The sequence below is a fragment of the Variovorax sp. GW458-11-26-14-LB1 genome, assembly GCF_059423965.1.
In genome coordinates, this window is sequence record NZ_JBWKYW010000024.1 from 65,383 (window position 1) to 82,667 (window position 17,285).

At 67.2% G+C, this 17,285-nt stretch carries 17 protein-coding genes; 12 read left to right on the forward strand and 5 right to left on the reverse strand.

What is annotated here, in order from left to right; genetic code table 11:
- Window positions 1–350 (forward strand): LysR substrate-binding domain-containing protein (locus tag AC07YS_RS17380; protein ID WP_495275721.1); only part of this gene is annotated, 350 nt, incomplete at its 5' end.
- Here the strand turns inward: AC07YS_RS17380 and AC07YS_RS17385 are convergent.
- The gene (locus AC07YS_RS17385; protein ID WP_495268866.1) at window positions 347–1,291 is read right to left on the reverse strand and encodes an SMP-30/gluconolactonase/LRE family protein; all 945 of its coding nucleotides are present in this window, start codon (window positions 1,289–1,291) and stop codon (window positions 347–349) included. The two genes, AC07YS_RS17380 and AC07YS_RS17385, sit on opposite strands and share 4 nt — an antisense overlap.
- A gap of 108 nt (window positions 1,292–1,399) precedes the next feature.
- Here AC07YS_RS17385 and AC07YS_RS17390 point away from each other — a divergent pair, with 108 nt between their 5' ends.
- On the forward strand, window positions 1,400–2,200 hold the full coding sequence (locus AC07YS_RS17390) for an SDR family NAD(P)-dependent oxidoreductase (protein ID WP_495268865.1): 801 nt from the start codon (window positions 1,400–1,402) through the stop codon (window positions 2,198–2,200).
- Here the strand turns inward: AC07YS_RS17390 and AC07YS_RS17395 are convergent, their stop codons facing one another.
- Entirely contained in the window at window positions 2,201–3,160 is a 960-nt protein-coding gene (locus AC07YS_RS17395) for a LysR family transcriptional regulator (protein WP_062480583.1), read from the reverse strand.
- A gap of 147 nt (window positions 3,161–3,307) precedes the next feature.
- On the opposite strand from AC07YS_RS17395, the gene AC07YS_RS17400 reads away from it, so the two are divergent.
- Genes AC07YS_RS17400 through AC07YS_RS17445 form a run of 10 tightly spaced genes read left to right on the forward strand, consistent with a single transcriptional unit; the run spans window position 3,308 to window position 15,848 of the window.
- Window positions 3,308–4,762, forward strand: coding sequence for an aldehyde dehydrogenase family protein (locus AC07YS_RS17400; RefSeq protein ID WP_139700865.1), 1,455 nt, complete (start codon window positions 3,308–3,310; stop codon window positions 4,760–4,762).
- Window positions 4,763–4,799: 37 nt separating this feature from the next.
- Window positions 4,800–5,765 carry an ABC transporter substrate-binding protein gene (locus AC07YS_RS17405; RefSeq protein ID WP_159278503.1) on the forward strand — a complete coding sequence of 322 codons (966 nt, stop codon included), beginning with the start codon at window positions 4,800–4,802 and terminating at the stop codon, window positions 5,763–5,765.
- A 12-nt stretch (window positions 5,766–5,777) separates the two neighbouring features.
- Entirely contained in the window at window positions 5,778–6,848 is a 1,071-nt protein-coding gene (gene chvE / locus AC07YS_RS17410; RefSeq protein WP_495268864.1) for a multiple monosaccharide ABC transporter substrate-binding protein, read from the forward strand.
- A 14-nt stretch (window positions 6,849–6,862) separates the two neighbouring features.
- Window positions 6,863–8,407 (forward strand): multiple monosaccharide ABC transporter ATP-binding protein, encoded by a 1,545-nt coding sequence (gene mmsA / locus AC07YS_RS17415; RefSeq protein ID WP_495268894.1) that lies wholly within the window; start codon window positions 6,863–6,865, stop codon window positions 8,405–8,407.
- Entirely contained in the window at window positions 8,394–9,599 is a 1,206-nt protein-coding gene (mmsB, locus tag AC07YS_RS17420) for a multiple monosaccharide ABC transporter permease (RefSeq protein ID WP_495268863.1), read from the forward strand. Before mmsA ends, mmsB begins: the two co-directional genes overlap by 14 nt.
- A 4-nt stretch (window positions 9,600–9,603) precedes the next feature.
- Complete coding sequence (locus AC07YS_RS17425) at window positions 9,604–11,124, forward strand: sugar ABC transporter ATP-binding protein (RefSeq protein WP_495268862.1); 1,521 nt, start codon at window positions 9,604–9,606, stop codon at window positions 11,122–11,124.
- Window positions 11,121–12,155, forward strand: a complete 1,035-nt coding sequence (locus AC07YS_RS17430) for an ABC transporter permease (RefSeq protein WP_495268861.1) — start codon at window positions 11,121–11,123, stop codon at window positions 12,153–12,155. Before AC07YS_RS17425 ends, AC07YS_RS17430 begins: the two co-directional genes overlap by 4 nt.
- A complete protein-coding gene (yjfF, locus tag AC07YS_RS17435) occupies window positions 12,152–13,174 on the forward strand; it encodes a galactofuranose ABC transporter, permease protein YjfF (RefSeq protein WP_495268860.1) in 1,023 nt (340 codons plus the stop codon). Before AC07YS_RS17430 ends, yjfF begins: the two co-directional genes overlap by 4 nt.
- Window positions 13,175–13,184: 10 nt before the next feature.
- A complete protein-coding gene (locus tag AC07YS_RS17440) occupies window positions 13,185–14,921 on the forward strand; it encodes an IlvD/Edd family dehydratase (protein ID WP_492697966.1) in 1,737 nt (578 codons plus the stop codon).
- Between the two features lie 9 nt (window positions 14,922–14,930).
- Window positions 14,931–15,848: a dihydrodipicolinate synthase family protein gene (locus AC07YS_RS17445; RefSeq protein ID WP_354345572.1), complete on the forward strand. Its 918-nt coding sequence runs from the start codon at window positions 14,931–14,933 to the stop codon at window positions 15,846–15,848.
- Window positions 15,849–15,897: 49 nt separating this feature from the next.
- Here AC07YS_RS17445 and AC07YS_RS17450 read toward each other — a convergent pair whose 3' ends face one another.
- From AC07YS_RS17450 to AC07YS_RS17460, 3 genes are all read right to left on the reverse strand, one after another.
- Entirely contained in the window at window positions 15,898–16,167 is a 270-nt protein-coding gene (locus AC07YS_RS17450) for a hypothetical protein (protein WP_062480564.1), read from the reverse strand.
- Window positions 16,168–16,315: 148 nt separating this feature from the next.
- Window positions 16,316–16,807, reverse strand: a complete 492-nt coding sequence (locus AC07YS_RS17455) for a hypothetical protein (protein WP_070060037.1) — start codon at window positions 16,805–16,807, stop codon at window positions 16,316–16,318.
- 47 nt (window positions 16,808–16,854) lie between these two features.
- On the reverse strand, window positions 16,855–17,271 hold the full coding sequence (locus AC07YS_RS17460) for a hypothetical protein (protein ID WP_095743684.1): 417 nt from the start codon (window positions 17,269–17,271) through the stop codon (window positions 16,855–16,857).
- Window positions 17,272–17,285 lie beyond the last annotated feature (14 nt).

Genomic DNA, 17,285 nt, shown 5'->3' on the forward strand with positions numbered 1-17,285 from the left:
GCGTGGTGCGCACCACGCACGGCAGCGACGCGCACTGGCCCTTCACGGTCGACGGCACGCTGCAGCGCGTCAAGGTGACGGGGCGCTTCCGGGCCGACAACACCGCCGCGATCTATGCGGCCGTGCTGAGCGGGCTGGGCCTGTTCTTCACGCCGCTGTGGCAGATCCGCGACCTGCTCGACAGCGGGCAGGCCGAACTGGTGCTGACCGAGTTCGAGTCGCCGAGGATTCCGGTCCACGCGGTGTGGCCTTCATCCCGTGGCAGCTTCGCGCGGGCCCGGCTGTTCGCCGATTTCGCGGTGGCGCACCTGCCGTCGCTGCAGCCGCGCGAGGGGCCCGGGGCGGCCTAGCCCGCGAACAGCGCCGCCGGCACGCCCGGGCTGTCGATGCGCACCGAGAAGAGCCCACCGGCCAGCGGCTCGCTCTTCAGCTGTGCTTCGGTGCGGCTGTTGCGCGCCGTCGTGATGTAGAGCGTCTGCATATCTGCGCCGCCGAAGGCGCAGTCGGTCACGTTGCTCGCGGGCAGCGCGATGCGGCACAGCTCGGCGGCGCTCACCGGGTCGTGGCAGGTAATGCACGCGCCGTCCCAGTGCGCGATCCACAGGCGGCCGGCCGCGTCGGTGGTCATGCCGTCGGGCAGGCCGTCGCCCTTCGGGAAGCGGTGCCACACGCGCTTGTTCGACACCGCGCCGGCTTCCATGTCGAAGTCGTAGGCGTACATCGTGTTGATCGCCGTGTTGTTGAAGTACATGGTGCGGCCGTCGCCCGACCACGTCGGCCCGTTGGTCACCTCGAAGCCGTCGTCGTGCCGGGTGCATTGGCCATCGGCGTCGAAGCGGTAGAGCGCGCCGGTGGGCGCCTTGCAGTCGAAGTCCATGCTGCCGGCCCAGAAGCGGCCGCGGCTGTCGCACTTGCCGTCGTTGAAGCGGTTGCCGGTGCGCTCGGGTTCGGGCTGGTGCAGGTAGCGCGGCTTCGTGGTGTCGCCGGGCGCGGTGGTGTCGAACAGCGCGAAGCCGCGGCGCAGCGTGAGGAACAGGCCCGGCGCCGACGCGCGCTCGGAAATCGCGGTGATCTCTTCGTCGAAGTGCCAGGTGCGCTGCGCGCCCGTGGCCGGGTCGTAGCGGAACAGGCGCGGCTGCAGGATGTCGATCCAGTACAGCGCCTGCTCGCGCACCGACCACAGCGTGCCTTCGCCGAGGTCGGCGGCTGCCGGCCAGAGGCACTCGGGGGTGCCGAGCACGCGGGGCGCTGCGAGCGGCGAAGAAGGGGCGCTTGTCTCTTGCATGGTCATTTGTTCTTTCTGTAGGTCATGTCGCCTTGACGCGGCGGATCGTATCAAGGCATATTGATAATAGAAATTGAAAATAACTGCATCGATTGATATGTGTTTTGCAATGTCATGAGATGCCCCCTGGAGACCTTTTCCTTGAATTCCCCCCAGCTTTCCATCCATCCCAGCCTGAAGGGCCGCACCGTGTTCGCCACCGGCGGCGGCAGCGGCATCGGCGCGGCCATCGTCGCTGCTTTCGCGGCGCAGGGCGCGCGCGTGGCCTTTGTCGATATTGCAGAAGCTGCCAGCGCGGCGCTTGCCGCGCAGATCGCCGGGGCCGGCCACGCCGCGCCGTGGTGGCGCGCCTGCGACGTGCGCGACATCGGCGCGCTGCAGCAGGCCATGGCCGACGCGGCCGCCGAGCTCGGCGACTTCGCGGTGCTGGTCAACAACGTGGCGAGCGACGATCGCCACACGCTCGCATCGGTCACGCCCGACTACTACGACAACCGCATGGCCATCAACGAGCGGCCCGCGCTGTTCGCGATCCAGTCGGTGGTGCCGGGCATGAAGCGCCTGGGCTTCGGCTCGGTGATCAACCTCGGCTCCACGGGCTGGCAGACCAAGGGCTCGGGCTATCCCTGCTACGCGATCGCCAAGTCGTCGGTGAACGGCCTCACGCGCGGGCTCGCGGTGGAGCTGGGCCGCGATCGCATCCGCATCAACACCGTGTCGCCCGGCTGGGTGATGACCGAGCGGCAGGTGGCGCTGTGGCTCGACGAGGAGGGCGAGAAGGCGCTGCACCGCAACCAGTGCCTGCCCGACAAGCTGATGCCGGAAGACATCGCGCGCATGGTGCTGTTCCTCGCGTCGGACGACGCGAAGATGTGCACCGCGCAGGAGTTCACCGTGGACGCCGGCTGGACCTGATCAGTCCATCTCGAGCTTGCGGCCGTAGACGCTCATGCTCGCCGTCTTCAGCGCCTTCATCATCACCTTCGCGGCCGGCGACAGCAGCCGGTCGGTGCGCGTGATGATGCCGAAGGCGTCCATGTGGCAGGGCATGTCCAGCGGCAGCAGCGACACGATGCCGTGCGCCGCGTAGTAGCGCGCCACGTCGGTCGCCAGCACCGCGACCATGTCGCTTTGCTGCAGCATGCGCGTGATGAACAGCAGCGCCGGGCTCTCGATGATGTTGCCCGGCGGCGCCAGGCCTTCCTCCTGGAACATCAGCTCGAAGCGGTGGCGCAGCACGCTGCCCGCGGGCGGCACGATCCAGCCGGCGCCCACCACGTCGCGCAGCGTGAGGCCGCTCACGCCCAGCAGCGGATGGCCGGGGCGCACCAGCGCGCACACGGGCTCCTCGGTGAGCGCCTCGTAGCGCAGCTGCGACTTGTCGTGCTCGGCGAACAGCCGCGCCACGAGGATGTCGAGCTTGCCCTGCTCGAGCCGCTCGAGCAGCACCGGGCTGGTCTCGATCTCCAGTGACACGCGCAGGTCGGGCTGCTCGCGCTTGACCATCGCCACGGCCGGCGGCATCAGCGTGAGGCCCGGCGCGGTGATGGCGCCCACGTTCACCTGGCCGAGGCGCCCGGCCTTCAGCGCGGTGAGCTCGTCGTGCGCCTGGTTCAGGCTGGCCAGCGCCACGCGGGCGTGGCGGATCATGGTCTCGCCGTACCAGGTCGGGCGCATGCCGCGCGGCAGGCGCTCGAACAGCGGCACCTCGAGCACGTCCTCCAGGTCCTTCAGCAATTTCGACGCGGCGGGCTGCGTCATGTTGAGCACCTGCGCCGCGCGGTGGATGTTGCCTTCCTCGGCCAGCGCCACCAGCAACAGCAGCTGGCGGGTCTTGAGGCGGGCGCGGATGAACCAGTGGTTGTAGGTGTTCATGAAGAGGCTGCGAACGAAGGTCTGACGGGGTTTTCCAGAATCCACCGATTGATATGCATTTTGTCTAAAAAACGATTGGATCGATATCGAAATCATTCCTAGACTTCCGCCCCAGTCCCATCACAACAGAGACAAGGCAACGCCACGGTGATCCACGGCGAGCTTCGGCAGAGCGTGCGCCAGTACATCAACGGCCGCTGGGAAACCAGCGCGACCACCGGTGTCAGCGTCAATCCATCGGACACCAGCGAAGTGGTGGCCGAGTACGCACGTGCCGACCGGCGCCAGGTCGAGCTGGCGATTCGCGCGGCCAGCGAAGCCTTCGTGCACTGGAGCCACAGCACGCCGCAGCGGCGTGCCGACGTGCTCGACCGCATCGGCGCCGAGCTGCTGGCCCGCAAGGACGAGCTGGGCCTGCTGCTGGCGCGCGAGGTCGGCAAGACGCTGCCCGAGGCCGTGGCCGAGGTGGCGCGCGCGGGCCAGATCTTCAAGTTCTTCGCGGGCGAGGCCCTGCGCGGCGGCGGTGGCGAGAACGTGGCCTCGGTGCGCGCCGGCGTGCAGGTCGACGTGACGCGCGAGCCGGTCGGCGTGGTGGGCCTCATCACGCCGTGGAACACGCCCTTCGCGGTGCCGGCCTCGAAGATTGCCGCGGCGCTGGCGCATGGCAACAGCGTGGTCTTCAAGCCGGCCGAGCTGGTGCCGGCCTGCGGCTGGGCGCTCACCGACATCATCGGCCGCGCCACGCTGCCGGCCGGCGTGTTCAACCTCGTGATGGGCAGCGGCCGTGAGGCCGGCCAGGCGCTGGTCGACAGCCCGCTGGTCGATGCGCTGAGCTTCACCGGCTCGGCCGCCAACGGCGAACGCGTGCTGCAGGCAGCCGCCGCACGGCGCGCCAAGGTGCAGTTGGAGATGGGCGGCAAGAACGCGCTGGTGGTGCTGGCCGACGCCGACCTGGACCGCGCCGTCGACTGCGCGGTGCAGGGCGCCTACTTTTCCAACGGCCAGCGCTGCACCGCATCGAGCCGCCTCATCGTCGAAGCCGCCGTGCACGACGCCTTCGTGGCGCAACTGCGCCAGCGCCTGAAGACGCTGAAGATCGGCCACGCGCTGGAACGCGGCATCGACATCGGCCCCGTGGCCGACGAAGAGCGGCTGGCGCAGAACCTCGCGTGGATCGACATCGCGCGCGAAGAGGGCGCGGAGCACGTGTGGGGCGGCGAGGCGCTGCAGCGCGCCACCGCCGGCCACTACATGAGCCCCGCGCTCTTCCTGGCCCAACCCGGGCACCGCATTGCACGCGAGGAAATCTTCGGGCCGCTGGCCTGCGTGCTGCGCGCCGCCGATTACGACGAAGCGCTCGCGCTGTGCAACGACACGCCCTTCGGCCTGTGCGCGGGCATCTGCACCAATTCGCTGAAGCACGCGATGCACTTCAGGCGCCATGCCGTGGTCGGCATGACGATGGTCAATCTGCCGACCGCGGGGGTGGACTTTCATGTGCCCTTCGGCGGCCGCAAGGGGTCGGGCTACGGGCCGCGCGAACAAGGGCGCCACGCCGCGGAGTTCTACACGACGGTGAAGACCGGCTACATGCTGGCCTGACCGAACACATCACAGACGCATCAAGAAGGAGACAACCATGACCATGAATCGCCGCACCCTCAACACCGCGCTCGCCGCCGCAGCCCTGGGCAGCATGCTGCCCGTGTCCGCCCTCGCGCAGAAGAAACTCGTGCTCGGCTTCGCGCAGGTGGGCGCCGAGAGCGAATGGCGCACCGCCAACACCGAGTCGATCAAGTCCTCGGCCAAGGAGGCGGGCATCGAGCTCAAGTTCTCCGACGCGCAGCAGAAGCAGGAGAACCAGATCAAGGCCATCCGCTCGTACATCGCGCAGAAGGTCGACGTGATCGCGTTCTCGCCCGTGGTCGAGTCGGGCTGGGAAACCGTGCTGCGCGAAGCCAAGGCCGCGAAGATCCCGGTGGTGCTGACCGACCGCTCCGTGAACACCAAGGACGACTCGCTGTACGTGACCTTCATGGGCTCCGACTTCACCGAGGAAGGCCGCAAGGCCGGCCGCTGGCTGGTCGAGAAGATGAAGGACCAGAAGGGCGACGTGAACATCGTCGAGCTGCAGGGCACCGTGGGCTCGGCGCCCGCCATCGACCGCAAGAAGGGCTTCGAGGAAATCATCAAGGCCGACCCGAAGTTCAAGATCACCCGCTCGCAGACCGGCGACTTCACGCGCGCCAAGGGCAAGGAGGTGATGGAGGCCTTCCTCAAGGCCGAGGGCAAGAAGATCAACGTGCTCTACGCGCACAACGACGACATGGCCATCGGCGCGATCCAGGCGATCGAAGAGGCCGGCATGAAGCCCGCGAAGGACATCACCATCATCTCCATCGACGGGGTGAAGGGCGCCTTCGAAGCCATGATCGCCGGCAAGCTCAACGTGTCGGTGGAATGCAGCCCGCTGCTGGGGCCGCAGCTCATGAGCGCGGTGAAGGACATCAAGGCCGGCAAGACGCTGCCCAAGCGCATCGTCACGGAAGAAGGCATCTTCCCGATGGAAGTCGCGGCCAAAGAGTTTCCCAACCGCAAGTACTGAGGACCGACCGACATGAAACGCACCTTCCTCAAGGCCTCGCTCGCGGGCCTGGCCTTCGCCGTCGTCGGCTTCACGCCGCTGGCCCACGCGCAGGACAAGGGCCTCATCGCCATCTCGATGCCCACCAAGTCGTCGGCGCGCTGGATCGCCGATGGCGCCAACATGGTCAAGTACTTCAAGGACAAGGGCTACAAGACCGACCTGCAGTACGCGGACGACGACATTCCCAATCAGCTCGCGCAGATCGAGAACATGGTGACCAAGGGCTCGAAGGTCCTGGTCATCGCGGCCATCGACGGCACCACGCTGTCCGACGTGCTGCAGAAGGCGGCTGACAAGGGCGTGAAGGTCATCGCCTACGACCGGCTCATCAAGGGCTCGAAGAACGTCGACTACTACGCCACCTTCGACAACTTCCAGGTCGGCGTGCTGCAGGCGCAATCCATCGAGGCGGCGCTGGGGCTGAAGAGTGGCAAGGGCCCGTTCAACATCGAGCTGTTCGGCGGCTCGCCGGACGACAACAACGCCTTCTTCTTCTACAACGGCGCGATGTCGGTGCTCGATCCGTACATCAAGAGCGGCAAGCTCGTGGTGCGCAGCAAGCAGATGGGCATGGACAAGGTCGGCACGCTGCGCTGGGACGGCGCGGTGGCGCAGGCGCGCATGGACAACCTGCTGTCGGCCTACTACACCAAGGACCGCGTCGATGCGGTGCTGTCGCCGTACGACGGCCTGTCGATCGGCATCCTGTCGTCGCTCAAGGGCGTGGGCTATGGCTCGGGCTCGCAGCCGATGCCGGTGGTGTCGGGGCAGGACGCGGAGATTCCGTCGGTCAAGTCGATCCTGCGCAAGGAGCAAAGCTCCACCGTGTTCAAGGACACGCGCGAGCTGGCCAAGGTGACGGTGGCCATGGTCGACGCCATGCTCTCGGGCAAGGCGCCCGAGGTGAACGACACCAAGACCTACAACAATGGCATCAAGGTCGTGCCCTCGTACCTGCTCAAGCCGGTGAGCGTGGACGGCTCCAACTGGAAGCAGGTGCTGGTGGACAGCGGCTACTACAAGGAAAGCCAGGTCAAGTGAGCCCGACCGGCGAAGTGCGCACGATCCTCGAGATGCGCGGGATCACCAAGACGTTCCCGGGCGTGAAGGCCCTGAGCAACGTCAACCTCGCCGTGCGCGCGGGGGAGATCCACGCGGTGGTCGGCGAGAACGGCGCGGGCAAGTCGACGCTCATGAAGGTGCTGAGCGGCGTCTACCCGTGCGACTCGTACACCGGCGAGATCCATTTCGAGGGCGAGCTGCGCCGCTTCAAGGGCATCGCCGACAGCGAGAAGCTGGGCATCATCATCATCCACCAGGAGCTGGCGCTGGTGCCGCTGCTGTCGATTGCCGAGAACATCTTCCTGGGCAACGAGATCGCGAGCGGCGGCGTGATCGACTGGTTCGCCGCCTATACGAAGACGCGCGAGCTGCTCGCCAAGGTGGGCCTGAAGGAGCCGCCCACCACGCTCGTGACCGACCTGGGCGTGGGCAAGCAGCAGCTGGTGGAAATTGCCAAGGCGCTGGCGAAGGAGGTGAAGCTGCTGATCCTCGACGAGCCCACCGCGAGCCTGAACGAGAACGACAGCGATGCGTTGCTCGCGCTGTTGCTCGAGCTGAAGCGCCAGGGCATCGCGTCGATCCTCATTTCGCACAAGCTCAACGAGATCGCCAAGGTGGCCGACTCGATCACCGTGCTGCGCGACGGCGCGACGGTGGAGACGATGGACTGCCGCAGCGCGCCGATCAGCGAAGACCGCATCATCCGCGGCATGGTGGGCCGCGACATGGAACACCGCTATCCGCAGCGCTCGCCGAAGATCGGCGAGACGGTGCTGGAGGTGCGCGACTGGCGCGTGCACCACGCGCTGCATGCCGACCGCGAGCAGATCAAGGGCGTGAACCTGCATGTGCGCCAGGGCGAGATCGTCGGCATCGCGGGCCTCATGGGCGCGGGGCGCACCGAGCTTGCGATGAGCGTGTTCGGCAAGTCGTACGGCCAGCGCATCAGCGGCTCGGTGCTGATGCACGGCAAGCCGGTGGACGTGGGCACGGTGCGCAAGGCCATCGACCAAGGCATCGCCTACGTCACCGAAGACCGCAAGGGCCTCGGGCTGGTGCTGGAGGAAGGCATCCGCAAGAACATCAGCCTCGCGAACCTCGATGCGATCTCCGAACGCGCGGTGATCGACGACGGCCGCGAGTTCAAGGTGGCCAACGACTTCAGGAAGGCATTGAACATCCGCTGCTCGGGCGTCGAGCAGCTGGTGGTCAACCTGTCGGGCGGCAACCAGCAGAAGGTGGTGCTGAGCAAGTGGCTCTTCACGAAGCCGGAACTGCTGATATTGGACGAACCCACGCGCGGCATCGACGTAGGCGCCAAGTACGAGATCTACACCATCATCGACCAGCTCGCGAGCGAGGGCAAAGGCATTCTCATGATTTCTTCCGAACTGCCCGAGCTGCTCGGCATGTGCGACCGCATCTACGTGATGAACGAGGGGCGCTTCGTGGCCGAGTTCACCGCGGCCGAGGCGTCGCAGGAGCGCATCATGCATGCGATCGTGAGTGCAGGGAGTTCCGTTCATGTCCCTGCCTGAAGCCAACGTGGTGCAAGGCGCCGCTCCCGCCACGCCGAAGCTCCATGTGGGCTTCCTGAAGAACAACCTGCGTGAGTACGGCATGCTGATCTCGCTGGTCGCGATCATGGTGCTGTTCCAGGTGCTGACCGACGGCACGCTGCTGCGGCCGCTGAACCTCACCAACCTGCTGCTGCAGAACAGCTACGTGGTCATCATGGCGCTGGGCATGCTGCTGGTGATCGTGGCCGGGCACATCGACCTGTCGGTGGGGTCGGTCTGCGGCTTCATCGGCGCGCTCGCGGCGGTGCTGATGGTGGAGTACGAATGGCACTTCGTACCGACCGCGCTCATCAGCATCGCGGCGGGTGCCGTCATCGGTGCGGCGCAGGGCTGGTTCGTCGCGTTCCGCAAGATCCCGTCGTTCATCGTCACGCTCGCGGGCATGCTGGTGTTCAAGGGGCTCACGCTGGCGCTGCTGGCGGGGCAGTCGGTGGGGCCGTTTCCGGTCGAGTTCCAGCGCCTGAGTTCGGGCTTCATTCCCGATCCGCTCGGTGGCGACACCTTGCGCACCACCTCGCTGATCGTGGGCGCGCTGGCGGCCGCGGCGCTGGTGTTCTTCAAGCTGCGCGGGCGCGCCAAGCTCAAGGCGCATGGCATGGAGCAGGAGCCGTACGCCTTCTTCCTCGTGAAGAACCTGTTCTTCGCGGCGATCATTCTTTTCTTCAGCTACCTGCTTTCCACCTACAAGGGCCTGCCCAACGTGCTGGTGGTGATGGCGGTGCTGATCGTGGTGTACGACTTCGTCACCAACCGCACGACCATCGGCCGGCGCATCTATGCGCTGGGCGGCAACGAGAAGGCCGCGCGGCTGTCGGGCGTGAAGACGCAGCGGCTCGCGTTCCTCACCTTCGTGAACATGGGTGCGCTGGCGGCGCTCGCGGGTCTCGTGTTCGCGGCGCGGCTCAACACCGCCACGCCCAAGGCGGGCCTCGGTTTCGAGCTCGATGTGATTGCCGCCTGCTTCATCGGCGGCGCCTCGGCCTCGGGCGGCGTGGGCCGCGTGATGGGGGCGGTGATCGGCGCCTTCATCATGGGCGTGATGAACAACGGCATGTCGATCCTGGGCATCGGCATCGACTACCAGCAGGTCATCAAGGGGCTGGTGCTGCTGGCGGCGGTGTTCATCGACGTCTACAACAAGAACAAGTGAACGCATGACCGACAGCGGCGTCACCCCCGTGCTGGAGTTGCGGGGCATCCACAAGCAGTTCGCCGGCATCCCGGTGCTCAACGGCGTGCAGCTCAAGCTCTACCCGGGCGAGATCCATGCGCTCATGGGGCAGAACGGCGCGGGCAAGTCCACGCTCATCAAGGTGCTCACGGGCGTGCTGCCATCCAGTGGCGGCGAGATGTGCCTCGATGGCCAGGCCATCCGGCCCGGCTCGCCGCTGGAGGCGCAGAAGCTGGGCATCAGCACGGTCTACCAGGAGGTGAACCTGTGCCCGAACCTCTCGGTGGCGGAGAACGTGTTCGCGGGGCGCTATCCGCGCTGCGGCGCGATGCAGGGCTTTCGCATCGACTGGGCCGCGGTGAACCGCCGGGCAGAAGAACTGCTGGCGCGCATCGGGCTCGACATCGACGTGACGCGGCTCCTGTCGAGCTATTCGGTCGCGGTGCAGCAGATGGTGGCGATCGCGCGGGCGCTCGGCGTGTCGTCGAAGGTGCTGATCCTCGACGAGCCGACGTCGAGCCTCGATGACGACGAAGTGGAAAAGCTGTTCGAGGTGCTTCGGCGTTTGCGCGGCGAGGGCCTTGCCATCGTCTTCGTGACGCACTTCCTGAACCAGATGTACGCGGTGTCCGACCGCATCACGGTGCTGCGCAACGGCAACTGGGTGGGCGAGTGGAAGGCTGCGGACCTCGGGCCGCAAGCGCTGATCGCGGCGATGCTGGGTCGCGAGTTGGCTGCGCAGTCGGCACGACCTGCCGCGCTGCCCGCGTTCGATGAAGCAGCGCCCGCGCTGCTGCAATCCGAAGGACTGGGGCAGGCCGGGCAGTTGCAGGCGACCGACCTGCGCGTGCGTGCCGGCGAAGTCGTCGGCATCGCCGGCCTGCTCGGCGCGGGCCGCACCGAACTCGCGCGCCTGCTGTTCGGCCTCGAATCGCCCGACCGTGGCGTGCTGAAGATCGACGGCCGCTCCGTCAGCTTCTCGAATCCCGCCGACGCGATCCGCGAAGGCCTCGCGCTGTGTCCCGAAGAGCGAAAGACCGATGGCATCGTGGCCGAGCTGTCGGTGCGCGAGAACATCGCGCTGGCGCTGCAGGCCCGCCTGGGCACGCGGAAATTTCTTTCGCACGCCGAGCAGACCGCGATGGCCGAGCGCTTCGTCGCCTCGCTGGGCATCAAGACCGCGAGCGTCGAAACGCCCATCGGCCTGCTTTCGGGCGGCAACCAGCAGAAAGCCATGATCGCGCGCTGGCTCGCGACCGAGCCGCGCCTGTTGATCCTGGACGAACCCACGCGCGGCATCGACGTGGCGGCCAAGCAGGAAATCATGGAAGAGATCCTGCGGCTCGCGCGCGCAGGCATGGCGGTGATCTTCATCTCGTCGGAGATGAGCGAGGTGGTGCGCGTGGCGCACCGCATCGTGGTGCTGCGCGACCGACAGAAGGTGGGCGAACTGCCGGGTGGTTCGACCGAAGACGAGGTCTACGAAATGATCGCAGCAGCATGAACCGCCTCTCGTCCCTCATGAGCCACCGGCTCGCCTGGCCGGTCATCACGCTGCTGCTCCTGCTCGCCATCAACACCGCGTTCAACGCGAGCTTCCTGCACCTCGAATGGCGCGAGGGCCATCTCTACGGCAGCCTGATCGACATCGTGAACCGCGCGGCGCCGCTGGTGCTGGTCTCGCTCGGCATGACGCTGGTGATCGCCACGCGCGGCATCGACATCTCGGTGGGCGCGGTTGTGGCCATCGCGGCGGCGGTCGCGGCCTGGATGATCGGCGGCTCGGTGTCCAGCGACGTGAGCCGCTTCCCGATGCCGCTCGCGATCCTCGCGGCGCTCGGTGTCGCGCTGCTGTGCGGCCTGTGGAACGGGTTGCTGGTCGCCAAGGTCGGCATGCAGCCGATCATCGCGACGCTGATCCTCATGGTGGCGGGGCGCGGCATCGCACAGCTGGTCGCGGACGGGCAGATCATCACGATCTACTACAAGCCCTTCTTCTTCCTCGGCAGCGGCTACCTGCTGGGGCTGCCGTTCTCGCTGTTCATCGTGGCGGCGGTGTTCGCGCTGCTGTACCTGGCGATCACGCGCACGGCGCTCGGCCTGTTCATCCAGGCGGTGGGCATCAACCCGACGGCCGCGCGCGTGGCGGGCATCCAGGCGCGGCGGCTGGTCGTCGGTGCGTATGCGTTCTGCGGCGTGTGCGCGGGCGTGGCGGGCCTGCTGATCAGCTCGAACGTGAAGAGCGCGGACGGCAACAACGCGGGCCAGCTGCTGGAGTTGGACGCGATCCTCGCGGTCACGCTCGGCGGCACGGCGCTCACGGGCGGGCGCTTCAGCCTCGTGGGCAGCGTGATCGGCGCGCTCATCATCCAGACGCTGACCTATGCGATCTATTCGCTGGGCGTGCCGCCCGAGATCAACCTCGTGGTGAAGGCGGTGGTGGTGTTCGTGGTGATGCTGATGCAGTCGCCGGAGTTTCGGGCGGAGGTTCGCACGCTGGTGCAGCGGCCGGTGCATGACGGGGGCAGGGCATGAGTGCAGTGATCGAGGCGACGCCTTCAGTTCAAACCGCTCCCGTGCGCGGGAGCACGGCAAGGCTCAATCCGAAGTACCTGCCGCTGACCGCGACCATCTCGCTGTTCGTGCTGATGGCGACGCTGGGCTCGGTGTTCTACGACGGCTTCTTCTCGGCGCAGGTGTTCCTCAACCTGTTGATCGACAACGCCTTCCTCATCGTCGTCGCGGTCGGCATGACCTTCGTGATCCTCTCGGGCGGCATTGACCTCTCGGTGGGTTCGGTGATCGCGCTCACGACGATGGTGTCGGCCTCGCTGGTCGAGAAGCACGGCTGGAGCCCGGCCATCGTGATTCCGCTGGTGCTGGCGATGGGCACGGCCTTCGGCGCGTTCATGGGGCTGCTCATCGAGCGCTTCCGGCTGCAGCCCTTCATCGTCACGCTCGCGGGCATGTTCCTCGCGCGCGGGCTGTGCTACCTCATCAGCATCGACTCGATCAGCATCACCAACGATTTTTATTCGGAGGTCTCGCAGATCCGAATTCCCATCTGGGGCGAGGCCTCGGTCTCGGTCAGCGCGGTGATCGCCATCGCCGTGCTGCTGGCCGCGATCTTCATCGCGCATTGCACGCCCTTCGGCCGCGCGGTGTACGCCATCGGCGGCAGCGAGCATTCGGCGATGCTCATGGGCCTGCCGGTGCGCCGCACGCTCGTGGGCGTGTACACGCTCTCGGGTTTCTGCTCGGCGCTGGCGGGGGTGATCTTCACCTTCTACATGCTCTCGGGCTACGGCCTGCATGCGCTCGGGCTGGAACTCGATGCCATCGCGGCGGTGGTGATCGGCGGCACGCTGCTCACCGGCGGCGTGGGCTATGTGGCGGGCACGCTCTTCGGCGTGCTGATGCTCGGGATCATCCAGACGCTGATCTCCTTCGACGGCACGCTGAGCTCGTGGTGGACGCGCATCGTGGTCGGCGCGCTGCTCTTCGTGTTCTGCCTGCTCCAACGCTTCTTCACCTCGCGCGCCCCGCGCCGCTGACCATTTCCCCATGACAAAGAAACTGCGCTCGACCGAATGGTTCGGCTCCGCCGACAAGAACGGCTTCATGTACCGCAGCTGGATGAAGAACCAGGGCATCCCCGACCACGAGTTCGACGGCCGCCCCATCGTCGGCATCTGCAACACCTGGTCGGAACTCACGCCGTGCAACGCGCACTTTCGCAAGATCGCCGAGCACGTCAAGCGTGGCATCTCGGAGGCGGGCGGTTTCCCGGTCGAGTTCCCGGTGTTCTCGAACGGCGAATCGAACCTGCGGCCCACCGCGATGCTCACGCGCAACCTCGCGAGCATGGACGTGGAAGAGGCCATTCGCGGCAACCCGGTCGATGCGGTGGTGCTGCTCACGGGCTGCGACAAGACCACGCCCGCGCTGCTGATGGGCGCGGCCAGCTGCGACATCCCGGCCATCGTGGTCACGGGCGGGCCGATGCTCAATGGCAAGCTCGACGGCAAGGACATCGGCTCGGGCACGGCCGTGTGGCAGCTGCACGAATCGCTGAAGGCGGGCGAGATCAACCTGCACCAGTTCCTCTCGGCCGAGGGCGGCATGTCGCGCTCGGCGGGCACCTGCAACACGATGGGCACGGCCTCCACCATGGCCTGCATGGCCGAGGCGCTGGGCACTTCGCTGCCGCACAACGCGGCGATTCCGGCGGTCGATGCGCGGCGCTACGTGCTGGCGCAGATGTCGGGTGCGCGCGCGGTGCAGATGGCCAAGGACGGGCTCACGCTGTCGAAGATCCTCACGCGCGAGGCCTTCGAGAATGCGATCCGCGTGAACGCGGCCATCGGCGGATCGACCAATGCGGTGATCCACCTGAAGGCGATCGCGGGGCGCATCGGCGTCGAGCTGGAACTGGAAGACTGGACGCGCATCGGCAGCCACACGCCGACCATCGTCGACCTCATGCCCTCGGGGCGCTTCCTGATGGAAGAGTTCTATTACGCAGGTGGCCTGCCTGCGGTGTTGCGCCGTCTCGGCGAGCACGGGCTGCTGCCGCATCCCGGCGCGCTCACCGTCAATGGCCAATCGCTCTGGGACAACGTGCGCGAGGCGCCGAGCCTCAACGACGAGGTGATCCGCCCGCTCGACAACCCGCTGATCGCCGACGGCGGCATCCGCATCCTGCGCGGCAACCTGTCGCCGCGCGGCGCGGTGCTCAAGCCCTCGGCCGCCACGCCCGAGCTGCTGAAGCACCGGGGCCGCGCCGTGGTGTTCGAGAACCTGGAGCACTACAAGGCACGCATCGTCGATGAAGACCTCGACATCGACGCCAGCTGCGTGATGGTGCTGAAGAACTGCGGCCCCAAGGGCTACCCCGGCATGGCCGAGGTCGGCAACATGGGCCTGCCGCCGAAGCTGCTGCGCCAGGGCGTGAAGGACATGGTGCGCATCTCCGACGCGCGCATGAGCGGCACGGCGTACGGCACGGTGGTGCTGCATGTCGCGCCCGAAGCGGCCGACGGAGGGCCGCTCGCGGCGGTGCGCGACGGCGACTGGATCGAGCTCGATTGCGATGCGGGGCGGCTGCACCTGGACATCAGTGATGAGGAACTGGCGTCGCGCCTCGCGTCGTTGTCCGCGTCCGATGCACAGCCGATGAGCACGCGCGGCGGCGGCTACCAGAAGCTCTACGTCAACCACGTGCTGCAGGCCGACGAAGGCTGCGACTTCGATTTCCTCGTCGGTTGCCGCGGCGCCGCCGTTCCCCGCCACTCCCACTGAACCCACACCATGACCCCCCGATACCGCGGCATCTTCCCGGTGGTGCCCACCACCTTCACCGAACAGGGCGCGCTCGACCTGGAGAGCCAGAAGCGCTGCGTCGATTTCATGATCGACGCGGGCTCCGACGGGCTGTGCATCCTCGCGAATTTCTCCGAGCAGTTCGTGCTGTCCGACGAGGAGCGCGAGGTGCTCACGCGCACGATCCTCGAGCACGTGAAGGGCCGCGTGCCGGTGATCGTGACCACCACGCACTACAGCACCCAGGTCTGCGCCGAGCGCAGCCGCCGCGCGCAGGACATGGGGGCGGCGATGCTGATGGTGATGCCGCCGTACCACGGCGCGACCTTCCGCGTGCCCGAGCCGCAGATCCACGAGTTCTACGCGCGGCTGTCGGATGCGGTGACGATTCCGATCATGATTCAGGACGCACCCGCCAGCGGCACGGTGCTGTCGGCGCCGTTCCTCGCACGCATGGCGAAGGAGATCGAGCAGGTCGCGTACTTCAAGATCGAGACCGCCGGCGCCGCGTCGAAGCTGCGCGAGCTGATCCGTTTGGGCGGCGATGCCATCGAAGGGCCCTGGGACGGCGAAGAAGCGATCACGTTGATGTCCGACCTCGACGCCGGCGCGACCGGTGCGATGACCGGCGGCGGCTACCCGGACGGCATCCGCCCGATCATCGAGGCGCACCGTTCAGGCGACCGCGACCAGGCCTTCGCGCTGTACCAGCGGTGGCTGCCGCTCATCAACTGCGAGAACCGCCAGGCGGGCCTGCTGGCCTGCAAGGCGCTCATGAAGGAAGGCGGCGTGATCGCCTGCGAAGCGCCGCGGCATCCGCTGCCCGCGCTGCATCCCGAGACGCGCGCGGGCCTCATCGAGACGGCGCGGCGGCTCGATCCGTTGGTGTTGCGCTGGGGGAAATGAAAACAGGCGGGCCCGGGTACGCCAGGTACCGGACCGCCATGGGACGGGCTCAGGAAGCGGCGCTGTTGCCCGCTTCGAGCTCGGTGACTTGCAGCGAGAGATCGAACAGCTTGGACTTGCTGGCGTAGTAGCGGTCCAGGCGCCACTCCTTCAGGATGTCCATCGCAAGCTGGAAGCTCTTGTAGTCGAGGCTGTAGAGCGTGATCAACTCGAAGCTGCGTTCGGCTTCGAGCGCCAGCACGAGTTGGGCAAGGATCTTGGCCGATTCGTTGGCCGGGTCCGTTTCAATGAATCGGCGAGCGACCTTGATGGCATTCATGGGAAAGTGTTCCTCGGTTGGCAGGGACCGGGAACTATAGCTAGCACATGCCTGTATTTTGTGACGATTTGATGACAAACGAGGGCATCGCCCGCGAACGTGTCGTCGGTGTTATCACCGAGGCGCATTCCGGGCGATGCGCACCGGGTCACTGCACCGGCACGGGGCGCGGCATGGGCATCGGCATCGGTTCCGCAGGCATCGGTGCCGGCATCGGGGCGGCCATCGGCGGCGGCAATGTTGCGGCCGGTATGTTCACCACGCGGGTCGAGACCGATTCGCGGATCACGCCGCCACCCATCACGCTGCCATCGACATTGCTGCGGATGTTGCCCGCGCTGCCCAGCACGCGGGCTTCGCAGTCGGCACGCTCGGCCGGCGGCTGCAGGCCGCAGCGGGCCACGGCGTTGGCGCGGTAGTCGGGCGCGGACGTGAGGCCGCCGCGCGCCGCGGCCTGGCGCGCGGCGCCGGCTTCGCGGATGCAGGCGGCACGGTCCTGCTGGTTGTGGCCGCAGACCGCAACCTCCTGCTGGTAGGTGCTGCCGCCGCCGTCGCCACGGGCGGCCGTGGCGATGGTGGTGGTGGCCAGCCCGCTGAGTGCGAGCAGGGCAAAGATCATCGAACGCGCATTGTTTGGCATGGTGTGCTCCTTGTTGGCGTATCGGGGTGAAGGCCGGCCTCGCGCGATCAGCGCGCCGGCTGCACGGGCTGCGGCGGCAGCGGGGTGACGGTTTCGCGGATCACGCCGCCGCCCATCACGCTGCCTTCGGTGGAGGTGCGCGCACCGCCGCGGATGCGTGCTTCGCAATCGGCGCGGTCGGCCACGGGTTGTTCGCGGCAGCGTGCGAGCGCGTTGGCGTCTTCGCGTTCCGCACCGGGAGTGGTCAGGCCGTGGCGACCGGCTTCCTGGCGCGCGGCGCCGGCTTCGCGCAGGCAGGCCGCGCGGTCCTGTTGCACGCCGTCACAGGTGGCGCGTTCCTTTTGCATCCGCGCGTCGCTGCCGGGCGCCTGGGCCGAGGCCAGCGGTGCACAGGCCATGAAGAAGCCGCCGAACGCCACGAGGGCGGCGGTCGACACGGTGGAACGGAGGGAATGGGTCGTCATCGGGGCTCCTGGAA

What these genes read in the sequence shown, in the direction of transcription:
- yjfF (WP_495268860.1), top strand. Translation starts at nt 12,152, where the DNA reads ATGAGTGCAGTGATCGAGGCGACGCCTTCAGTTCAAACCGCTCCCGTG.
- AC07YS_RS17425 (WP_495268862.1), top strand. Translation starts at nt 9,604, where the DNA reads ATGACCGACAGCGGCGTCACCCCCGTGCTGGAGTTGCGGGGCATCCAC.
- AC07YS_RS17450 (WP_062480564.1), bottom strand. Translation starts at nt 16,167, where the DNA reads ATGAATGCCATCAAGGTCGCTCGCCGATTCATTGAAACGGACCCGGCC.
- AC07YS_RS17390 (WP_495268865.1), top strand. Translation starts at nt 1,400, where the DNA reads ATGAGATGCCCCCTGGAGACCTTTTCCTTGAATTCCCCCCAGCTTTCC.
- AC07YS_RS17455 (WP_070060037.1), bottom strand. Translation starts at nt 16,807, where the DNA reads ATGCCAAACAATGCGCGTTCGATGATCTTTGCCCTGCTCGCACTCAGC.
- AC07YS_RS17385 (WP_495268866.1), bottom strand. Translation starts at nt 1,291, where the DNA reads ATGACCATGCAAGAGACAAGCGCCCCTTCTTCGCCGCTCGCAGCGCCC.
- AC07YS_RS17430 (WP_495268861.1), top strand. Translation starts at nt 11,121, where the DNA reads ATGAACCGCCTCTCGTCCCTCATGAGCCACCGGCTCGCCTGGCCGGTC.
- chvE (WP_495268864.1), top strand. Translation starts at nt 5,778, where the DNA reads ATGAAACGCACCTTCCTCAAGGCCTCGCTCGCGGGCCTGGCCTTCGCC.
- AC07YS_RS17405 (WP_159278503.1), top strand. Translation starts at nt 4,800, where the DNA reads ATGACCATGAATCGCCGCACCCTCAACACCGCGCTCGCCGCCGCAGCC.
- AC07YS_RS17395 (WP_062480583.1), bottom strand. Translation starts at nt 3,160, where the DNA reads ATGAACACCTACAACCACTGGTTCATCCGCGCCCGCCTCAAGACCCGC.
- AC07YS_RS17440 (WP_492697966.1), top strand. Translation starts at nt 13,185, where the DNA reads ATGACAAAGAAACTGCGCTCGACCGAATGGTTCGGCTCCGCCGACAAG.
- AC07YS_RS17460 (WP_095743684.1), bottom strand. Translation starts at nt 17,271, where the DNA reads ATGACGACCCATTCCCTCCGTTCCACCGTGTCGACCGCCGCCCTCGTG.
- AC07YS_RS17445 (WP_354345572.1), top strand. Translation starts at nt 14,931, where the DNA reads ATGACCCCCCGATACCGCGGCATCTTCCCGGTGGTGCCCACCACCTTC.
- mmsB (WP_495268863.1), top strand. Translation starts at nt 8,394, where the DNA reads ATGTCCCTGCCTGAAGCCAACGTGGTGCAAGGCGCCGCTCCCGCCACG.